Source organism: Flavobacterium resistens (genome assembly GCF_900182645.1).
Taxonomy (GTDB): Bacteria; Bacteroidota; Bacteroidia; order Flavobacteriales; family Flavobacteriaceae; genus Flavobacterium; species Flavobacterium resistens.
This window is the reverse complement of sequence record NZ_FXTA01000003.1, coordinates 155,953-173,704: the sequence shown is the minus strand read 5'-3', so window position 1 is coordinate 173,704 and position 17,752 is coordinate 155,953. Positions and strand designations below refer to the sequence as shown.

Annotated in this window: 17 protein-coding genes; 13 read left to right on the top strand and 4 right to left on the bottom strand. The window is 33.4% G+C overall.

The window, feature by feature from the left end:
• Positions 1-182 precede the first annotated feature (182 nt).
• From pfkA to FN795_RS12115, 4 genes are all read left to right on the top strand, one after another.
• A complete protein-coding gene (pfkA, locus tag FN795_RS12130) occupies positions 183-1,169 on the top strand; it encodes a 6-phosphofructokinase (RefSeq protein WP_035646977.1) in 987 nt (328 codons plus the stop codon).
• A 92-nt stretch (positions 1,170-1,261) separates the two neighbouring features.
• The gene (gene gap / locus FN795_RS12125; RefSeq protein WP_142450841.1) at positions 1,262-2,266 is read left to right on the top strand and encodes a type I glyceraldehyde-3-phosphate dehydrogenase; all 1,005 of its coding nucleotides are present in this window, start codon (positions 1,262-1,264) and stop codon (positions 2,264-2,266) included.
• Between the two features lie 134 nt (positions 2,267-2,400).
• A complete protein-coding gene (locus FN795_RS12120) occupies positions 2,401-3,252 on the top strand; it encodes an N-acetylglucosamine kinase (protein ID WP_035646974.1) in 852 nt (283 codons plus the stop codon).
• Positions 3,253-3,262: 10 nt separating this feature from the next.
• The gene (locus tag FN795_RS12115) at positions 3,263-3,637 is read left to right on the top strand and encodes a methylglyoxal synthase (protein WP_111379227.1); all 375 of its coding nucleotides are present in this window, start codon (positions 3,263-3,265) and stop codon (positions 3,635-3,637) included.
• On the opposite strand, the gene FN795_RS12110 is transcribed toward FN795_RS12115, so the two are convergent.
• Entirely contained in the window at positions 3,618-3,998 is a 381-nt protein-coding gene (locus FN795_RS12110) for a RidA family protein (RefSeq protein ID WP_035646972.1), read from the bottom strand. The two genes, FN795_RS12115 and FN795_RS12110, sit on opposite strands and share 20 nt — an antisense overlap.
• Before the next feature lie 28 nt (positions 3,999-4,026).
• Positions 4,027-6,771 carry a putative LPS assembly protein LptD gene (locus FN795_RS12105; protein ID WP_167498077.1) on the bottom strand — a complete coding sequence of 915 codons (2,745 nt, stop codon included), beginning with the start codon at positions 6,769-6,771 and terminating at the stop codon, positions 4,027-4,029.
• 82 nt (positions 6,772-6,853) lie between these two features.
• Between FN795_RS12105 and FN795_RS12100 the strand changes: the two genes are divergently transcribed.
• The 8 genes from FN795_RS12100 to FN795_RS12065 all read left to right on the top strand — a co-directional run bounded on the left by FN795_RS12100 (position 6,854) and on the right by FN795_RS12065 (position 14,781).
• Positions 6,854-7,981, top strand: a complete 1,128-nt coding sequence (locus FN795_RS12100; protein ID WP_142450839.1) for an N-acetylmuramoyl-L-alanine amidase family protein — start codon at positions 6,854-6,856, stop codon at positions 7,979-7,981.
• Positions 7,982-8,031: 50 nt separating this feature from the next.
• The gene (locus FN795_RS12095) at positions 8,032-8,997 is read left to right on the top strand and encodes an MlaD family protein (RefSeq protein ID WP_035646970.1); all 966 of its coding nucleotides are present in this window, start codon (positions 8,032-8,034) and stop codon (positions 8,995-8,997) included.
• 6 nt (positions 8,998-9,003) lie between these two features.
• Positions 9,004-10,341, top strand: coding sequence for a (Fe-S)-binding protein (locus FN795_RS12090; RefSeq protein WP_142450838.1), 1,338 nt, complete (start codon positions 9,004-9,006; stop codon positions 10,339-10,341).
• 128 nt (positions 10,342-10,469) lie between these two features.
• Positions 10,470-11,261, top strand: a complete 792-nt coding sequence (locus FN795_RS12085) for a (Fe-S)-binding protein (protein WP_142450837.1) — start codon at positions 10,470-10,472, stop codon at positions 11,259-11,261.
• A gap of 1 nt (position 11,262) precedes the next feature.
• A complete protein-coding gene (locus tag FN795_RS12080) occupies positions 11,263-11,865 on the top strand; it encodes a hypothetical protein (RefSeq protein WP_142450836.1) in 603 nt (200 codons plus the stop codon).
• An 80-nt stretch (positions 11,866-11,945) separates the two neighbouring features.
• Positions 11,946-12,428, top strand: a complete 483-nt coding sequence (locus FN795_RS12075) for a hypothetical protein (protein ID WP_035646965.1) — start codon at positions 11,946-11,948, stop codon at positions 12,426-12,428.
• Positions 12,429-13,198: 770 nt separating this feature from the next.
• On the top strand, positions 13,199-14,335 hold the full coding sequence (gene bshA / locus FN795_RS12070) for an N-acetyl-alpha-D-glucosaminyl L-malate synthase BshA (RefSeq protein ID WP_035646963.1): 1,137 nt from the start codon (positions 13,199-13,201) through the stop codon (positions 14,333-14,335).
• Between the two features lie 23 nt (positions 14,336-14,358).
• Entirely contained in the window at positions 14,359-14,781 is a 423-nt protein-coding gene (locus FN795_RS12065; protein WP_142450835.1) for a protease complex subunit PrcB family protein, read from the top strand.
• 245 nt (positions 14,782-15,026) lie between these two features.
• Here FN795_RS12065 and FN795_RS12060 read toward each other — a convergent pair whose 3' ends face one another.
• The gene (locus tag FN795_RS12060; protein ID WP_142450834.1) at positions 15,027-15,524 is read right to left on the bottom strand and encodes a hypothetical protein; all 498 of its coding nucleotides are present in this window, start codon (positions 15,522-15,524) and stop codon (positions 15,027-15,029) included.
• 130 nt (positions 15,525-15,654) lie between these two features.
• Positions 15,655-16,506, bottom strand: a complete 852-nt coding sequence (locus tag FN795_RS12055) for a UDP-2,3-diacylglucosamine diphosphatase (protein ID WP_142450833.1) — start codon at positions 16,504-16,506, stop codon at positions 15,655-15,657.
• Positions 16,507-16,692: 186 nt separating this feature from the next.
• On the opposite strand from FN795_RS12055, the gene aroC reads away from it, so the two are divergent.
• The gene (gene aroC / locus FN795_RS12050; RefSeq protein WP_142450832.1) at positions 16,693-17,751 is read left to right on the top strand and encodes a chorismate synthase; all 1,059 of its coding nucleotides are present in this window, start codon (positions 16,693-16,695) and stop codon (positions 17,749-17,751) included.
• Position 17,752 lies beyond the last annotated feature (1 nt).

The window sequence follows — 17,752 nt, the reverse complement described above, 5'->3', positions numbered from 1 at the left end:
ATGTATTGTTAATTTTAAGGATTTAATTAAAATAAGCGCCTTTTATTATTTTAAATGAATTTTTTGCCATCAAAAAACTTATTAACGAAAACGTTTGAATTTAACATATTTTATTAATTTATGATAAACATAGCCTGAAAAGTGCCGAATGTTTGCTAATTTTACAACTTAATACTTAAATAATGCCAAAAACAATAAAAAAAGTTGGTGTTCTTACTTCGGGAGGAGACTCACCAGGAATGAATGCTGCAATACGATCAGTTGTTCGAACATGCGCTTATCATAATATAGAATGCATAGGAATTTATAGAGGGTATCAAGGAATGATCGAAGGTGATTTTAAAGAAATGGGCCCTCGAAGCGTAAATAATATTGTAAACAAAGGCGGAACGATCTTGAAATCAGCTCGTTCAGTTGAGTTTAGAACCCCAGAAGGTAGAAAAAAAGCTCACGAGAACCTTTTAAAAGCTGGAGTTGATGCTCTAGTGGTTATTGGAGGAGACGGAAGTTTTACCGGAGGTTTAATTTTTAATTCAGAGTACGATTTTCCAGTAATAGGAATTCCGGGTACCATTGACAATGACATTTATGGTACAAGTTATACATTAGGATATGACACAGCTTTAAATACTGTTGTTGATTCTATTGATAAAATCAGAGATACAGCAAGTTCACATAACCGTTTGTTTTTTGTAGAGGTTATGGGTAGAGATGCTGGGCATATTGCGCTTAATGCCGGAATTGGTGCAGGTGCTGAAGAAATCCTTATTCCTGAAGAAGACTTAGGTTTAGACAGATTGTTAGACTCACTTCAAAAAAGTAAAGCTTCAGGAAAATCATCAAGTATAGTAGTTATTGCAGAAGGCGATAAAATTGGTAAAAATGTATTCGAATTAAAAGATTACGTTGAAGCTAATTTGCCTGAATATGACGTACGAGTTTCTGTTTTAGGACACATGCAGCGTGGTGGTTCGCCATCTTGTTTTGACCGTGTTTTAGCAAGCCGTTTAGGTGTAAAAGCTGTAGAATCTTTATTAGAAGGAAAATCAAATTATATGGTTGGACTAAAAGAGGATAAAGTTGTTTTGACTCCGCTTGAACAGGCAATTAAAGGAAAATCAGAAATTGATAGAGAATTGTTAAGAGTGTCAGACATCATGTCGACCTAATAAATAAAAGTTTAAAAGGAAAGAAAGTTTATTGTGAGGAAATTAGACTTTTAAATTAGTGTAATAAAAACAAAAGCAAAAAATTTAGTAAAATGTCAAAAGTAAAATTAGGAATAAACGGATTTGGACGTATCGGAAGAATCGTTTTTAGAGAGTCTTTCAATAGAGATAATGTAGAGGTTGTAGCAATCAATGATTTATTAGATGTAGATCACTTGGCTTACTTATTAAAATATGATTCAGTTCACGGTCGTTTTAACGGAACTGTTGAAGTTAAAGAAGGAAAATTATATGTAAACGGAAGAAACATCCGTATCACTGCTGAAAGAAATCCAGCTGACTTAAAATGGAACGAAGTTGATGTTGATGTAGTAGCTGAATGTACTGGTATCTTCACAACTATCGAAACTGCAAGCGAGCACTTAAAAGGAGGAGCTAAAAAAGTTATCATTTCTGCTCCATCTGCTGATGCTCCAATGTTTGTAATGGGAGTAAACCACGAAACTGCAAAAGCTTCTGACTTAGTTGTTTCTAACGCTTCTTGTACTACAAACTGTTTAGCTCCATTAGCTAAAGTGATCAACGATAATTTTGGAATTGTTGAAGGTTTAATGACAACTGTTCACGCAACAACTTCAACTCAAATGACAGCTGACGGACCTTCTAGAAAAGACTGGAGAGGTGGACGTGCTGCTGCAATCAATATTATTCCTTCTTCAACAGGTGCTGCTAAAGCGGTTGGAAAAGTTATTCCAGAATTAAACGGAAAATTAACAGGTATGGCTTTCCGTGTTCCTACTGCTGACGTTTCTACAGTAGATTTAACTGTAAAAGTTGCTAAAGAAACTTCATACGAAGAAATTATGGCAGTTTTGAAAAAAGCTTCTGAAAATGAACTAAAAGGTATCTTAGGATATACTGAAGATGCTGTTGTTTCTCAAGACTTTATTTCTGATAAAAGAACATCTATCATTGATGCTGGTGCAGGAATTGGTTTAAATTCAACTTTCTTTAAATTAGTATCTTGGTACGATAATGAGTACGGATACTCAAGCAAATTGATCGATTTATCTGTGCATATCGCAGGTTTAAAATAATATTATATATTTTTGCAAAATCCCGTTATCTCCAAGTAACGGGATTTTCTTATTTTGTTACGTCTTTAATTAATGTAAAAAATACACTTTTTATTTAAATGAAGAAAAACTAACTCAAAAAACAAAAAAATAAAATGAAATTAATAGTTGATAGTGGATCTACTAAGGCAGATTGGATTGCAATTGATGATAATGGAAAAGTATTATTCACGACACAAACTTTAGGTTTGAACCCTGAAATTCTTGATGGTCCGGAAATCATCGAAAGATTAAACGACCGTTTTGATATTTTGCAAAATAAAAAAAATGCTTCACATTTGTTCTTCTATGGAGCAGGGTGCGGAACAGACAGAATGAAAGAATGGTTAAAACAAATCTTTCAGGAGTATTTCTCTAACGCTATCGTGGATGTTCAGGAAGATACTTATGCGGCTGTTTACGCAACAACTCCTAAAGGTGAAGAAGCTATTGTTTCAATCCTTGGAACAGGATCTAATTGCAGTTATTTTGATGGAAAAGTATTGCATCAAAAAGTACAGTCATTAGGATATATCGTAATGGATGACTGCAGTGGAAATGTTTTTGGAAAAGAATTAATCAGAAAGTACTATTTTAATAAAATGCCTAAAGAATTAGCTGTTGAACTTGAAAAAGAGTACGACGTTGATCCTGATTTTATTAAAAATAAATTATACAAAGAGCCAAATCCAAATGCTTATTTAGCAACGTATGCTAAGTTTTTAATTAAACATAAAGACACTGAATTCTGCAGAAAAATTATTTTCAAAGGAATGAAATCTTTCGTTAAAAACTACATTAAGCAGTTTGATAACTGTAAAGAAGTTCCTGTGCATTTCGTAGGTTCTATTGCATTTTATTTAAAAGATGAATTACAAGAAACTTTCGATAAATATGAGCTTAAATTAGGAAATGTTTTAAGAAGACCTATTGACGGTTTAATTGCTTACCATGTTGCTAATCAATAGTTCTGGATTTATGGAAATTGCAATTATTGCTCATGACGGAAAAAAAGCTGATTTAATTGATTTTTTAATCAAAAATGAAGCTGTTTTACACAATGAAAAAATAAGATTGATTGGTACCGGAACAACCGGAGGAAAAGCTGAAGCTGCTGGATTTAAGACACAGAGAATGCTTTCTGGTCCGTTAGGTGGTGATGCGCAAATTGCCGGAAGAGTTGCGGAAGGAATAACTAAGATGGTTTTCTTTTTTAAAGATCCATTATCAAGTCATCCGCATGAAGCAGATATCAACATGCTTATTCGCGTTTGTGATGTGCATAATGTGCCGCTGGCAACAAATGAAGCAACGGCACAATTATTATTAGATGCTATTGCACAGCAATTATAGAAATTTCTACATTAACATTTTTTGGCAGACAAGCCACTTGAACCGTTTCACGAGCTGGAGCGGTTTTTTCGTTAAAATAAGAACCGTAAACGGTGTTTATTGCTCCAAAGTTGTTCATGTCCATGATGAAAATAGTTGCTTTGACAACATTTTCAAAAGTCATATCTGCAGCTTCTAAAATAGCTGCAATATTCTCCATAACTTGTTTTGTTTCGTCGTTGATATTATCGGTTACAAGTTCTCCTGAAGCTGGATTGATAGCAATTTGGCCAGAAGCATAAAGTGTGTTTCCAGATAATACGGCTTGATTATACGGACCGATTGGAGCCGGAGCTTTTTCGGTAAAGATGATTTTTTTCATAATGAAAGTATTTTGATTCGAAAATTGTTTATCTATTTGAAACGCTTCGTTTGTTCCATTTGATATCGCTAAGCATACCAGATTTAATTCCGATAAAGAAATTCCAGTTAGAATTTGTTCCTAGAGGTTGCCAGTTAAAAGCCATTCTCCAGCTTAATAAATCTCTTTCAAAACGGAATTGAGTAAAAGTAATCCCTTTTTGTACAAAGTCATATCCTGTCGAAACTCCGCCTTTCCATTTTGGTGTAATATCAGTATTGATGGAAATCATAATAGAGTTTCCGCTTATTTTGTTTTCCCTGTTTACATTTGAGTATGTTAATGAATAAGCCATTGTCATGTCCCACGGAATTTTTGCATTGAAAAATTCTGTTATGACATCTTTGTCATCGTCTTTTTCATTGGCAAACTGACTGTTTCTGCTGTCAGTTAAGTCGGTATTGGTTCCAAACAAATCATCATTACGACCTCCGTTCCGCTGGCTTTGTGTATTCGTTTTTTCTTTGTCTCCTCCTTTATTAGAAAACGAATAGTTTAAAGTAACATTGGCACTTGTCATTCTAAATAAACTTCCTCCGTTATCAATATTATATTTATCAATTCTTGTTCCTGAATTGTCAATTGCATAAGGATCTAAAGTAGCACCAAAATTCATGTTCAATTTATTATCAAAAAACTGTGTTCCGCCTGATACAAGTACAGGCTGCCAGGCAAGAACTTGTTTTCCGTCGGCATTAAAATTGTAGCTCGTACTGAAGTTTAAGTTGTTTAACAACATTATTTTTTTAGGTTCCGTTTTTGTGCTGTCACGGTCTCTTACTTTTGCTTCAAACGTATTGCTTAATGCAAAGCCTACAACATTTGAATTTTCTTTTCCTGGAGCTCCGTAAACACCGTTTTCAAAACGTGTGTATTCTGTTGTGATTCGACCAGAAGCATCTACGGCATAAGTATCGTAGTATTTTTCAAAACTTGGCGTATATGCGTATGTAATAGAAGGACGCATGACGTGACGAATTGATTGAATTTTTTTGTCTGCACCAAAATTGAATGTTCCGTAAATTGTTGTTCCTAAATTTGAACTGAAATTATAAGTTCTAAAAGCGTCAAAACCATTTACAGGTGTGTCCACAACTTTGCTTTGGCTTGCGTCGTAGCTTCGGCTGATTGTTTTAGTTACCCATGTTTCCTGATAATTGGTTGACATTCCAGCACTAAAATATTTGAAAAGCTTAAAGTTAGTGCTTAACGGAATTGTATGCTGCATTCCGATTTGAGCATCTCTAAACATTTGTGGTTTAAAGAATAAAGAATCAGTAGTTACAAAACTATTTTTTCCGCTTAAGTTATATTGTAAATTGATGTTTTTTATGAAACCTTTTTTTACTCCATCTTTTCCAACAAAAGGATAAATACGATCAATACTTGCCTGAAGTGATGGCAAAGTCATGTTAATGACTTCGGTTTGTGTATTTTGCGAATGTGTAGCTGTTAAGGCTATTCTGGCTTGTGGAATAGTATTAAAAGTCTTATTCCATGAGATAGATGAACTTAATGTGTTGTTCAAATTAGAACCAATATTTGCCTGATTGATAGATTGCTTAAAATACTTACTACTACCCATGTTTACCGATGCAGAAAAGGTTGAATTTGGATTGGATTTAGTATCTTTTGAGTGCGACCATTGAATGTTGTAGATTTTTTGTTTCGAATAATCAGGGTAGCCTCGTTCGCTGCTGATTAAATTCTCAAAACGCACATTGATATTTCCTCTGTATTTATATCTTGTGGCATACGCCGATTCAAAACGTAAGGCGTAACTTCCATTGGTATAATAATCTCCTAAAACAGTCAAGTCATAATTATCGCTTAAAGCAAAATAATATCCTCCGTTTTGAAGGGAGAAACCTCTTGTGTTTGAGTCGTTATAACTTGGTAAGATAATCCCTGAAACACTTTTTTCTTGGCTCATTGGAAAATAAGCAAACGGCAAAGCCAGTGGAGTAGGAACATCTGCAATAACCATATTGGTTAAACCGGTTACTACTTTTTTTCCGGGAACAAATTTTACTTTGTTGGTTTTGAAGTAATATTCTGGATTGTCTACGTCTGTTGATGTGGTGAAACGTGCGCCTCTTAAAAAGTAAACCGAATCGTTTTCTTTTTTAGTAACCGCAGCTTTAATTTTAAATTCACCTTGCTCTGTTCTGGAATTAAAAATTAAGGCTTTTTTAGTTTTGAAATTAAAACGGATCGAATCTGGTTGTACTTCATTTGATCCTTGTTTGAAATTTGGATACTGAATTAAAACTCCGGCTGAATCTTTTATTCTTCCGGCATAAACTTCATCTTTTCCGTAATCCAAAACAATGATTCCAGATTTTAATTCTACATCTTTATAGTAGAGTTCAGCTTCATTATATAAGGTAAGCTGTTTCTTTTTTTTGTCAATTGTGGCATAATCTTTTGCCTTATACTTTACTTTACCATCAAGAAAAGTCTTTACAGGCTTGATACTGTCAATTTTTACAGTATCAACTTTTGTTGCTACAGATTGATCTTTTTGTTTTGCTGTATCGGTTTTTGCAGTTGAACCTTTATCTGTTTGTTTTACAGTTGGTAACGGTTTTTTTGAGCTTTTTATATCTTGTGAATATACTTTACCACATCCTAGTGTTAGGAAAAATGATATTAAAACGATATTAAATAAGTTTGTGTGCAAAGGTTTAAATGCTATTTTTGTAAAAGTATGGCTTGTTTTTTGACATGTCAAAACTACATATAATTTTTTGGCAAAAATAATCAATTGCGAAAATTATAACAGTTGCAAATTATTAAAATTAACTTTTAGATTTATGAATATATTTAACAAAACTAGGCTATTATTTAGTTTTTTTCTAACTATAATTTCGTTTTGTGCTTACAGTCAGGCAAATGTTTTTAAAGTAACACTAGATGCCGGACATGGTGATCATGACTTTGGAGCGGTTTACAGTGGCCGAATTGAAAAAAATATTGCCTTGGCGATTGTACTAAAAGTTGGTAAAATATTAGAATCAAGTCCAAATGTTGATGTGATTTATACGCGTAAAACGGATGTTTTCATCGATTTGGTCGAAAGAGCTAACATTGCAAACAGAGCTAATTCTAATATTTTTGTTTCGATTCACTGTAATGCAAACAAAAATACAGCGGCTGATGGTACAGAAACATATGTAATGGGTTTGAGTAAAGTTGCATCGAATCTTGAGGCGGCGAAAAAAGAGAACTCGGTAATTACATTAGAAAAAGATTATAAGCGTAAATATGAAGGCTACGATCCGAATTCGCCAGAATCAATGATCGGAATGACTTTAATGCAGGAAGAATATTTAGATAACAGTATTTCTTTGGCAACTAAAATTGAAGATAATTTTGATAGACTTGGAAAGAAATTAAGACAAGGTGGTGTGAAACAAGCGCCGTTTATGGTACTTCATAAAGCATATATGCCGAGAGTTTTGGTGGAAACAGGTTTTGTTTCAAACCCTACAGAAGGAAATATTCTGAATTCAGAAGAAGGGCAAAATGATATTGCAAAAGCAATTGCAGATGCTATTTTGAGTTATAAAAGCGAGTATTTTGGTTCTGGAATTCCTGAAATGTCAGACGTTAGACCTGCAAAAGATACTTCAACTCCAAAAAAGGCTAAACCTGCTGAGCCATCTGCAGCAGCAAAAAATGCAGTAAAAGGAACATTTTATAAAGTACAGCTTATTGCTAGTATCAAAAAGACTACATTAGAACCTAAAAATTTTAAAGGTTTAAAAAATGTAACGATGCTTTACGAAAATAATGTTTATAAATATTTCTATCAGGAAACTTCGGATTATGAAGCAGCGAAGAAATTTTTGCAAGAAGCTAAGAGTAAAGGATATGGCGCTGCATTTTTGACTGCAACTAAAGATGGAGAAAAAATCAGTATTCAAGACGCTACTAAATAATAGTCACAAGTTCGAATATTTATATTAATTTTGTACAAACACTTAGAATTTTGAAACTAACAAGAGAAATTAAAACGGCTATTTTAGTCATCGCGTCAATTTTATTATTTATTTGGGGCTACAGTTTTTTAAAAGGCAGAGATCTTTTTACAAATTACAAAACATTATTTGTTGAGTATGATAATGTTGAGGATTTGGCACCATCGGCTCCAGTTACCATTAACGGACTTGCAATTGGTAAAGTAAATAAAATTACACTTAATGAAACAACAGGAAAATTATTAGTAGAGCTTCAGCTTAAAACTGATTTCCCAATTTCTAAAACAAGTACAGCAGCTTTGTATTCTCCAAGTTTGATTGGTGGAAAACAAATTAAAATTGTGCCAAATTTAACGGATAAAGATCCAGCAGCAGAAGGTCAGACATTGAATGGAACTGTTGAGCTTGGTTTGACAGAATCTTTAGGGGGAAAACTTGAACCAATTCAGGCGAAATTAGACAAAATGCTTGTGAATATTGATAATCTAGTTACTGGATTAAACAATACTTTAGATAAAAATACACAAGAAAATTTAAAGAAAACAATTGCAGAATTAAGCCAGACAATGGAGCAGTTTCATAAAGCTTCAGGAACTCTTAATTCTATCTTGGATACTAATAAAGGTCAGATCAATGGAGTTGTGACAAATTTCAATAAAATGTCAAGCAACTTTAATAAAATATCTGACTCATTAAACAAAGCCGATTTAGGAAAAACAGTACGAAGCTTAAATCAGACCTTAGCTAAAGTAGACGGTTTAATGACAAATTTAAATTCAGGAAAAGGTACAGCAGGTAAATTATTAAATGACGATGCATTATATAATAACTTAGCAAAAACTTCAAAAGAACTAGAATTACTGTTGCAAGACGTTCGTCTTTACCCAACACGTTATGTGAATGTTTCGCTTTTTGGAAAGAAAAACAAACCTTACGTAGCACCAACAGAACAAACAAACTCAACCGATAAAAAATAATTATAAATGAGTTATTTAGATAATATTTTATTTGCCATACTTCTTATAGTTGGTTTTGGTTTTTTTACAGCGAGCGTAAAAAAAATCATCCGCAACATTAATTTGGGAGTTGATGTAGATCGAAAAGATAATCCTAAAGCTCGTTGGAAAAACATGGCATTGATTGCCCTTGGACAATCAAAAATGGTGAGACGCCCTGTTGCCGGAATACTTCATGTTTTTGTATATGTTGGTTTCGTAATTATTAACATTGAATTGCTTGAAATTATTATTGATGGGCTTTTTGGTACGCATAGAATTTTTGCTCCTTATTTAGGAGTTGTTTATGACGTTCTTATTGCTTCATTTGAAATTTTGGCAATACTTGTAATTATTGCAGTTGTCACTTTTTGGATCAGAAGAAATGTAATTCGTTTAAAACGTTTTATAAGTAATGATTTGAACGGATTTCCTAAAAGTGATGCGAATTATATTTTGTATTTCGAAACCGTTTTAATGATTCTGTTTTTATTAATGAATGCTTCTGATTTACATTTACAGAATGTTCCAGGTGGATATTCTCATTTTCATAAAGCAGGAAGTTATCCAATAAGTCAATTTATAGCGCCAATTTTTAATGGTACATCTAATGAATTAGTTGGACTTTTATTTGAGGTATTTTGGTGGCTTCACATCATTGGTATTTTAGTTTTCATGAACTACTTGTACTTCTCAAAACATTTGCATATTCTTTTGGCATTCCCAAATACCTATTTTGCAAACTTGAAACCAGAAGGTCAGTTTGATAATTTAGAATCGGTTACAAAAGAAGTGAAATTGATGATGGATCCAAATGCAGATCCGTTTGCGGCGGCTCCAGTTGATGAAAATGCTGCTCCGGCTAAATTTGGAGCAAGTGATGTTCAGGATTTGAACTGGGTTCAACTTTTAAATGCCTATACGTGTACAGAATGTGGACGTTGTACGTCTTCATGTCCGGCAAATCAAACAGGGAAAAAATTGTCTCCACGTAAAATTATGATGGACACAAGGGATCGTTTGACAGAAGTTGGAAAAAATATTGATGCAAATAAAGGTGTTTTTGTTCCAGATAATAAAACATTATTAAACGATTATATTACGCCAGAAGAATTGTGGGCTTGTACATCATGTAATGCATGTGTAGAAGAATGTCCTGTAAATATTAGTCCGCTTTCTATTATTATGGATATGCGTCGTTATTTGGTGATGGAGCAAAGTGCTGCACCAATGTCGCTAAATGCTATGATGACTAATATTGAAAATAATGGAGCGCCATGGCAGTACAGCCAGCAAGACCGTTTGAATTGGAAAAATGAGAATTAAAAAAGTTTAATCGGTTATTTGTGTAACCGTTTAATCGATTTGAAAATATTTAAGGTTTTTGGTAAGGTTATGGCAAAGAGTGCGATTAACCAAATAAACGATTAACCGATTTAACTAAAGTGAGAGAAATGTCAGAAAGTTTAGTAGTGCCAACAATGGCTGAAATGCTAGCCCAAGGAACGCAGCCGGAAGTTTTATTTTGGGTTGGTTGCGCGGGAAGTTTTGATGATAGAGCAAAAAAAATTACCAAAGCATTTGTACGTATTTTGAATCGTACTAATGTTTCATTTGCAGTTTTAGGTACTGAAGAGAGTTGTACTGGAGATCCTGCAAAACGTGCCGGAAATGAATTTTTGTTTCAGATGCAAGCCATGATGAATATCGAGGTTTTAAATGCATACGAAGCAAAAAAGATTGTTACGGCTTGTCCGCATTGTTTTAATACTTTAAAAAATGAATATCCGGAATTAGGCGGAAACTATGAAGTTATTCATCATACAGAATTTTTAAAATCATTAATTGATGACGGAAGATTGACTGTTGAAGGCGGTCAGTTTAAAGGAAAGAAAATCACTTTTCACGATCCTTGTTATTTAGGAAGAGCAAATAAAGTTTACGAAGCGCCAAGAGATTTAATTCAGAAACTAGATGTTGAATTAGTTGAAATGAAGCGTTCTAAAGCAAACGGATTATGTTGCGGAGCTGGTGGAGCACAAATGTTTAAAGATGCTGAGCCTGGTAATAAAGAAGTGAACGTTTTGCGTACTGAAGATGCATTGGAAACTAAACCAGATATTATTGCGGCAGGTTGTCCTTTCTGTAATACAATGTTGACGGATGGTATTAAACATCAGGAAAAAGAAGGTCAAGTTAAAGTGCTTGATATTGCAGAATTAATTGCAAATGCGCAAGATTTATAATATGAAGAAAATATTCTTATTAGTTGTTTTATTGTGCAATGTTGCAGGATATTCACAAGAAGTTTTAACTGTGATAGCAAAAGAAACTTGTGATTGTTTGCAGGCTAAAAAAGATAAACTACCTAATTTATCTGGTGAGGATTTAAAAAAAGAAGTTGGCGTTTGTATGATCAAAAGTTACTCAAATCATTTATCTGAATTTAAAAATGGCGATAAAGTAGATTTTGGTGATAGCGAAGGAATGAGAAAGTTAGGAGAAAATGTTGCAATTAAAATGATGCAATATTGTCCTAATGTAATTATGGAATTAGGACAAGCTGCTCAAAAAGATGAGGAAGAGGTTCAAAAAGAAGACGCATTTGTTGAAGGCGTAGTTGTTGATATTTTATCAGAACAATTTGTGACTTTGCAATTGAAAGATCAAAATGGAAGGAGCTACAATCTTCTTTTACTGGATTATTTTGATACCGCATCTTTGTTAACAAATAATGAAATAAAGAAAAAAGATAAGGTTAAAGTAAGCTACTCTGAGATTGAGTTATTTGATTCTAAAGCAAAAGAATTCAGATATTATAAAATTATAACCAAAATTGAAAAAAAGTAGTTTTTAAAACCTGATTTTTGAAGTTTTGAGCTTGTAATTTTTTATGACTTGAGACAAAATAAATTTAAAGAAAAAATAAAATGTATATACCTTTTGAAAATTTACCTGGTGAATCTAGAGTTTGGATTTACCAATCGAACAGAAAATTTTCTGAGGAAGAGTTTTCTGAAATTGAAACGGATTTAAAAGCTTTTGTCGAACAATGGGCTGCACACGGAACAAGTCTTGAGGCTTCGTTTTTGTTGAAGTATAATCGTTTCATTATTTTAGCTGTGAATCAGGACGTGCAGGCGGCGACAGGTTGCTCAATTGATAGTTCTGTTGAATTTATTCAGGGTTTGGAGAAAAAGTATAATGTTGATTTATTGGATAAAATGAACGTTACTTTTAAATTAGGCGAACATATCGCTCACAAACCATTAATTGATTTTAAAAAGATGGTTAAAGATAAATCGGTTTCTGAGAATACGATTGTTTTTAATAATCTTGTAAACAATATAGAAGAATTTAATGAATCTTGGGAAGTTCCTGCTGCGGATAGCTGGCATAGCAGATTTTTCTAAGAGGAAGTTATAAAATATTTGAAAGGCATGAAATTTAGATTTTATGCCTTTTTTGGTTTTAATTGTTTTCAAGTTTCAGGTTTCAGGTTTCGCCAAAGTTTTAAACTTTGACAAAGTTGCTTAAGTTTGTTGCTCTTCTAAGAGCAGATTATCTATTTTTATCAATGATTTGATGTTTATGAGGAGAGTTTTTAATACTTCAAGTGTTTTATATTTTATTTGGAGCTTAACAATACTGAGCTTTATTTTTGGGGGAAAGATCGTTTTTGGACAAGGAATAGGGGATATGTTCTATCTCATATTATTGCTTGTGTTACAAATTATATTCGGGTATGTTTTTTTTCTAAACATTAAAAACAAAGTGGCCTTGCCTAAAATTAAACTAGTGACTATTTTATTAATTGTCTTTGTTTTGCTTTTTACTTTAAAAATGACAATTTACCAGGGAATGGAATATCCTTGGAACGGTAATTTCTTTTTCGAATAAATCTTTTAAATGGATTTCTTATAAAAACAAAAACTTTTCATCTAGCCCCGATGGAAGTGGTATCCTTTTGTGCCGGGGTTCGGCACAAAAGATATAGCGGACAGCGGGACTGGACTTTCTTATGAAAATAGATTTTTCTGCTCCTGATAAAAAACAAGAGATTTTATGTTGTGAATTCTAACAGCTTAATACTCTGAGGAATCTAAGATTTACGAAAATCTAACAAACGAAACGGTCAATTAAACGCTATTTTTGAGTATTTTCGTAGAATTAAATTTAATACATGAAAATAGCAATAGTTTGTTATCCAACGTTTGGCGGTAGTGGGGTAGTAGCCACTGAGTTAGGTCTCGAATTAGCCAGACGTGGACACGAAATACATTTTATAACTTACAGTCAGCCGGTGAGACTGGCACTTTTGAACGCCAATGTTCATTATCACGAAGTTAACGTTCCTGAATATCCTCTTTTTCATTATCAGCCTTATGAATTGGCTTTATCGAGCAAATTGGTTGATATGGTGAAACTCTATAAAATTGAGGTTTTACATGTGCATTATGCAATTCCACACGCATATGCGGGTTATATGGCAAAGCAAATGTTGAAAAACGAAGGAATTAATCTTCCAATGATTACTACGCTTCACGGAACTGATATTACTTTGGTTGGAAATCATCCTTTTTATAAACCTGCGGTGACTTTTAGTATTAATAAATCAGATTATGTGACTTCGGTTTCTCAGAGTTTGAAAGATGATACTTTGAAATTGTTTAAGATTAAGAACAAAATTAAGGTGATTCCGAATTTTATCGAATTGGATAAAGTGGTAAAAGATCCAGATGCACCTTGTCATCGTTATGTTATGGCGAAGGAAAATGAGCGCATTGTGACACACATTAGTAATTTTAGAAAGGTAAAACGTATTCCGGATATTATTAAGATTTTTTATAATATCCAGAAAGAAATGCCTGCTAAACTGATGATGGTGGGTGACGGTCCTGAAAAGGAAAAAGCGGAAGTTCTATGTATGGAATTGGGCATTTACGACAAAGTGATTTTCTTTGGAAACAGTAATGAAATTGATAAGATTTTATGTATGACCGATTTATTTTTGCTTCCTTCGGAAACAGAAAGTTTTGGTTTAGCTGCTTTGGAAGCAATGGCACTTGGTGTTCCGGTAATTTCAAGTAACTCTGGCGGTTTGCCTGAAGTGAATTTTGATGGTGTTTCGGGTTATTTGAGCAATGTTGGAAATGTTGATGAAATGGCTGCAAATGCGATCAAGATTTTAAAAGATGATGCAACGCTAAAAGAATTTAAAAAGAATGCGCTGGAAGTTGCTAAGAAATTTGATATTAAAAATATACTTCCAAAGTATGAAGCGTTATATCAAAAAGCAATTGACGATTATAAAGAATAAACATCAATTTAATAATTTAATGCATGAAAAAGATAATTTCAGTTTTAGTGATTTTTGTTTTGATTTCGTGTGGAGCGAAAAAATCTTCGAATTCAACCGCGCTATATGAGGTTTTGACGGAGCAGTCAGATGGCGGTGGCAATATCAAGTTTTTTGAAATTTTGACTGAACCTAACGAAATTAAAATGCTTGAAAACGATCCGCTTTTAGCTAGTAAGATGAAACAGACCGATATTAGCAATTCGAACTATATTATTTTAAATATGGGAGAAAAAAGCACAAGTGGTTATTCTATTGGCGTTGAGAAAGTAGAAGAAACTGATAAAAATATTATCATTACGGTGAAGGAAAACAGTCCAGCGCCAGATGCAATGGTAATGCAGGTTATTTCATATCCTTATACTGTCGTAAAAGTACACTCTAAAAAAGAAATTATTATTAAGTAATTAGTCCTTAGTAATTAGCTCTTAGTAATTAGTCCTTAGTAATTAGTTCTTAGTAATTAGCTCTTAGTAATTAGCTCTTAGTAATTAGTGAAAAGTTATTGAGTAAATGTCAGGCTGAGCGAAGTCGAAGTCCTTTGGTTACCATTAAGACCTTTGACTTTGTTCAGGATGACCTAATAAAACAAAAAAAAACCTGTCGCAATTAAAACGACAGGTTTTCTTTTACAATTATTTTTTATTTTTATTTAGAATTTGAATTTGATTCCTAAACCAACATCAAATCCGAAATTATCATCGTCATAATATCCAGAACCAATCTCTGGTCTTGCATCTAATGATAAAAGAATTGGCACTTCTTTAAAACCATATTCGATTCCGATATCTCCTGCGGCAAAAACATACGTTCCGCTGTCATTATATTTTACATTTCCGTTGTAATAATCGTGATCCCAAGCAGCAAGTCCTCCACCAACACCAGCGTACCAATTAAAACCTCCGTCTATATTCCAAACCCATTGATAAAGTGCAACACCTTTAATAGCGTCTACGTCACTGCTATTTCTCCAGCCTAAATCAAATTCTAGTCTGTTTTTTTGATTTAATCCTCTTTGATAAGATACTTCTCCTCCAAAACCGTTATTGTCGCCTAGACGCAAACCTAACGCATTTTTAGCAATGTCTTGTGAATGAGCCGTAAATGCTAAACCTAATAGCATAATGGCTGATAAAATGATTTTTTTCATAAAAATGATTCAATTAATTTTTTCAAATGTATAATTACAACTACCTATAGAACGTATAAGATTTTTGAAAATTGTTATATAATTTACATTTTTATGAAAACCGAATTTTGTAAATCAGTTGTAAAGTCTGTTAAATATTGCCTTTTTTTAATTTAGCGGCTTCTTTTTCAACTATTGAAGTCAGTAATTGAGAAGTAAGATTATCTTCCATTTCAAATAAATTTTCTTCTTCGGTAAAATTGTTTTTTTCGTAAGTGTATAATTTCCAGCGTTTTTTATGATATTCTAAAGCTGTCAGATTTTCAACCCAATCACCAGAATTTAAATATAAAGTAGATCCGTGCTTATTTTCTATGGCTGCTATTTTTGGCTCATGAATGTGACCGCAGATAACGTAGTCGTATTTTTTTTCAATAGCCAAATCGGTTGCCGTGGTTTCAAAGTCCGAAATGAATTTTACTGCTTTTTTTACGCTGGCTTTTATTTTTTTTGAGAATGAGTAAGGTTCTCTTCCTAGTTTTGTCAGACACCAGTTTGCAAAACGATTTGTAAGGATCAAATAATCGTAACCTAATCCGCCTAATTTTGCAATCCATTTGGAGTGTTGTACCGAGGCATCAAAAACGTCGCCGTGAAAAATCCACGCTTTTTTATCATCTAACTCCAAAACTAATTTATCGACTAGAGAAAAATTTCCCATGTTCATATCGCTGAATTTTCGAAGAATTTCATCATGGTTTCCAGTGATATAATAGACTTTTGTACCTTTTGAAGCCATCCCGATTATTCGTTGAATTACTCTTAAATGTGCTTTTGGGAAGTATGATTTTCGAAATTGCCAGGCATCAATAATATCTCCATTTAAAACTAATGTTTTAGGTTTAATGCTTGATAAATAGTTGTTTAATTCCTTGGCGTGGCTTCCGTAAGTTCCCAAATGGACATCAGAAATAATGACCAGTTCGACATTTCTTTTTTTCAATTTTTCGTGATTTGAAGTTTAGCAAATAAAAGAAACAAACGCTGGATTTATTTTATCAAAAGGTTATCAATTTGAGGTCAATTTTAATAAATTATGATTTTTAAACGGCTTAACCTTTATTTAATAATCACAATTTTATATTTTTTAATTTAATTCATAAAACTTACATTTGCTAAAACAAATAACATGGCAGGAAATAGCTACGGCACATTATATAGAGTTACAACATTTGGCGAATCACACGGCGAGGCTTTAGGCGGTATTATTGATGGATGTCCATCAGGAATTGAGCTTGATTTTGAAGCAATCGAAGTTGAAATGTCTCGAAGAAAACCGGGACAATCGGCAATTGTAACACAAAGAAAAGAACCAGATGCAGTTCAGTTTTTATCTGGAATTTTTGAAGGAAAAACTACAGGAACCCCAATAGGTTTTATTATTCCGAATACCAATCAAAAATCTGACGATTACTCGCATATAAAAGATAATTACAGACCAAGTCATGCTGATTATGTATATGATCAAAAATATGGCTTTCGAGATTACCGTGGAGGCGGAAGAAGCTCAGCACGTGAAACGGCAAGCCGAGTGGTTGCAGGAGCAATTGCAAAACAAATGTTGCCCGAGATTAAGATTAATGCTTATGTTTCTTCAGTAGGTCCAATTCATTTGGATACTCCTTATCAAGATTTAGATTTTTCGAAAATAGAAAGCAATCCAGTTCGTTGTCCAGATGAAAAATCAGCTGCGATTATGGAAGAATATATTCGTGATATCCGCAAGCAAGGCGATACTGTCGGTGGTGTTGTTTCATGCGTGATTCAGAATGTGCCAGTTGGTCTTGGTGAACCGGTTTTTGACAAACTGCATGCCGAATTAGGAAAAGCAATGCTTTCGATAAATGCTGTAAAAGGCTTTGAATACGGCAGTGGATTTTCAGGTTCTGAAATGAAAGGAAGCGAACACAACGATTTGTACAATTCGGACGGAAGTACAAAAACGAATCTTTCAGGAGGAATTCAAGGAGGAATCAGCAATGGAATGGATATTTACTTTAGAGTAGCTTTCAAACCTGTTGCCACTATTATGCAGACACAAGATTCATTAGATAATAAAGGAAATATTACACCAATGACAGGAAAAGGCCGTCATGATCCATGTGTAGTACCTCGTGCAGTGCCAATTGTTGAAGCAATGGCCGCAATTGTTTTGGCTGATTTTTATTTAATCAACAAAACATATTAAT

Coding starts and splice junctions, on each gene's coding strand:
- FN795_RS12090 (WP_142450838.1), top strand. CDS start 9,004: ATGAGTTATTTAGATAATATTTTATTTGCCATACTTCTTATAGTTGGT.
- FN795_RS12060 (WP_142450834.1), bottom strand. CDS start 15,524: ATGAAAAAAATCATTTTATCAGCCATTATGCTATTAGGTTTAGCATTT.
- FN795_RS12110 (WP_035646972.1), bottom strand. CDS start 3,998: ATGAAAAAAATCATCTTTACCGAAAAAGCTCCGGCTCCAATCGGTCCG.
- FN795_RS12080 (WP_142450836.1), top strand. CDS start 11,263: ATGAAGAAAATATTCTTATTAGTTGTTTTATTGTGCAATGTTGCAGGA.
- gap (WP_142450841.1), top strand. CDS start 1,262: ATGTCAAAAGTAAAATTAGGAATAAACGGATTTGGACGTATCGGAAGA.
- FN795_RS12100 (WP_142450839.1), top strand. CDS start 6,854: ATGAATATATTTAACAAAACTAGGCTATTATTTAGTTTTTTTCTAACT.
- aroC (WP_142450832.1), top strand. CDS start 16,693: ATGGCAGGAAATAGCTACGGCACATTATATAGAGTTACAACATTTGGC.
- FN795_RS12065 (WP_142450835.1), top strand. CDS start 14,359: ATGAAAAAGATAATTTCAGTTTTAGTGATTTTTGTTTTGATTTCGTGT.
- FN795_RS12115 (WP_111379227.1), top strand. CDS start 3,263: ATGGAAATTGCAATTATTGCTCATGACGGAAAAAAAGCTGATTTAATT.
- FN795_RS12085 (WP_142450837.1), top strand. CDS start 10,470: ATGTCAGAAAGTTTAGTAGTGCCAACAATGGCTGAAATGCTAGCCCAA.
- pfkA (WP_035646977.1), top strand. CDS start 183: ATGCCAAAAACAATAAAAAAAGTTGGTGTTCTTACTTCGGGAGGAGAC.
- FN795_RS12120 (WP_035646974.1), top strand. CDS start 2,401: ATGAAATTAATAGTTGATAGTGGATCTACTAAGGCAGATTGGATTGCA.
- FN795_RS12075 (WP_035646965.1), top strand. CDS start 11,946: ATGTATATACCTTTTGAAAATTTACCTGGTGAATCTAGAGTTTGGATT.
- bshA (WP_035646963.1), top strand. CDS start 13,199: ATGAAAATAGCAATAGTTTGTTATCCAACGTTTGGCGGTAGTGGGGTA.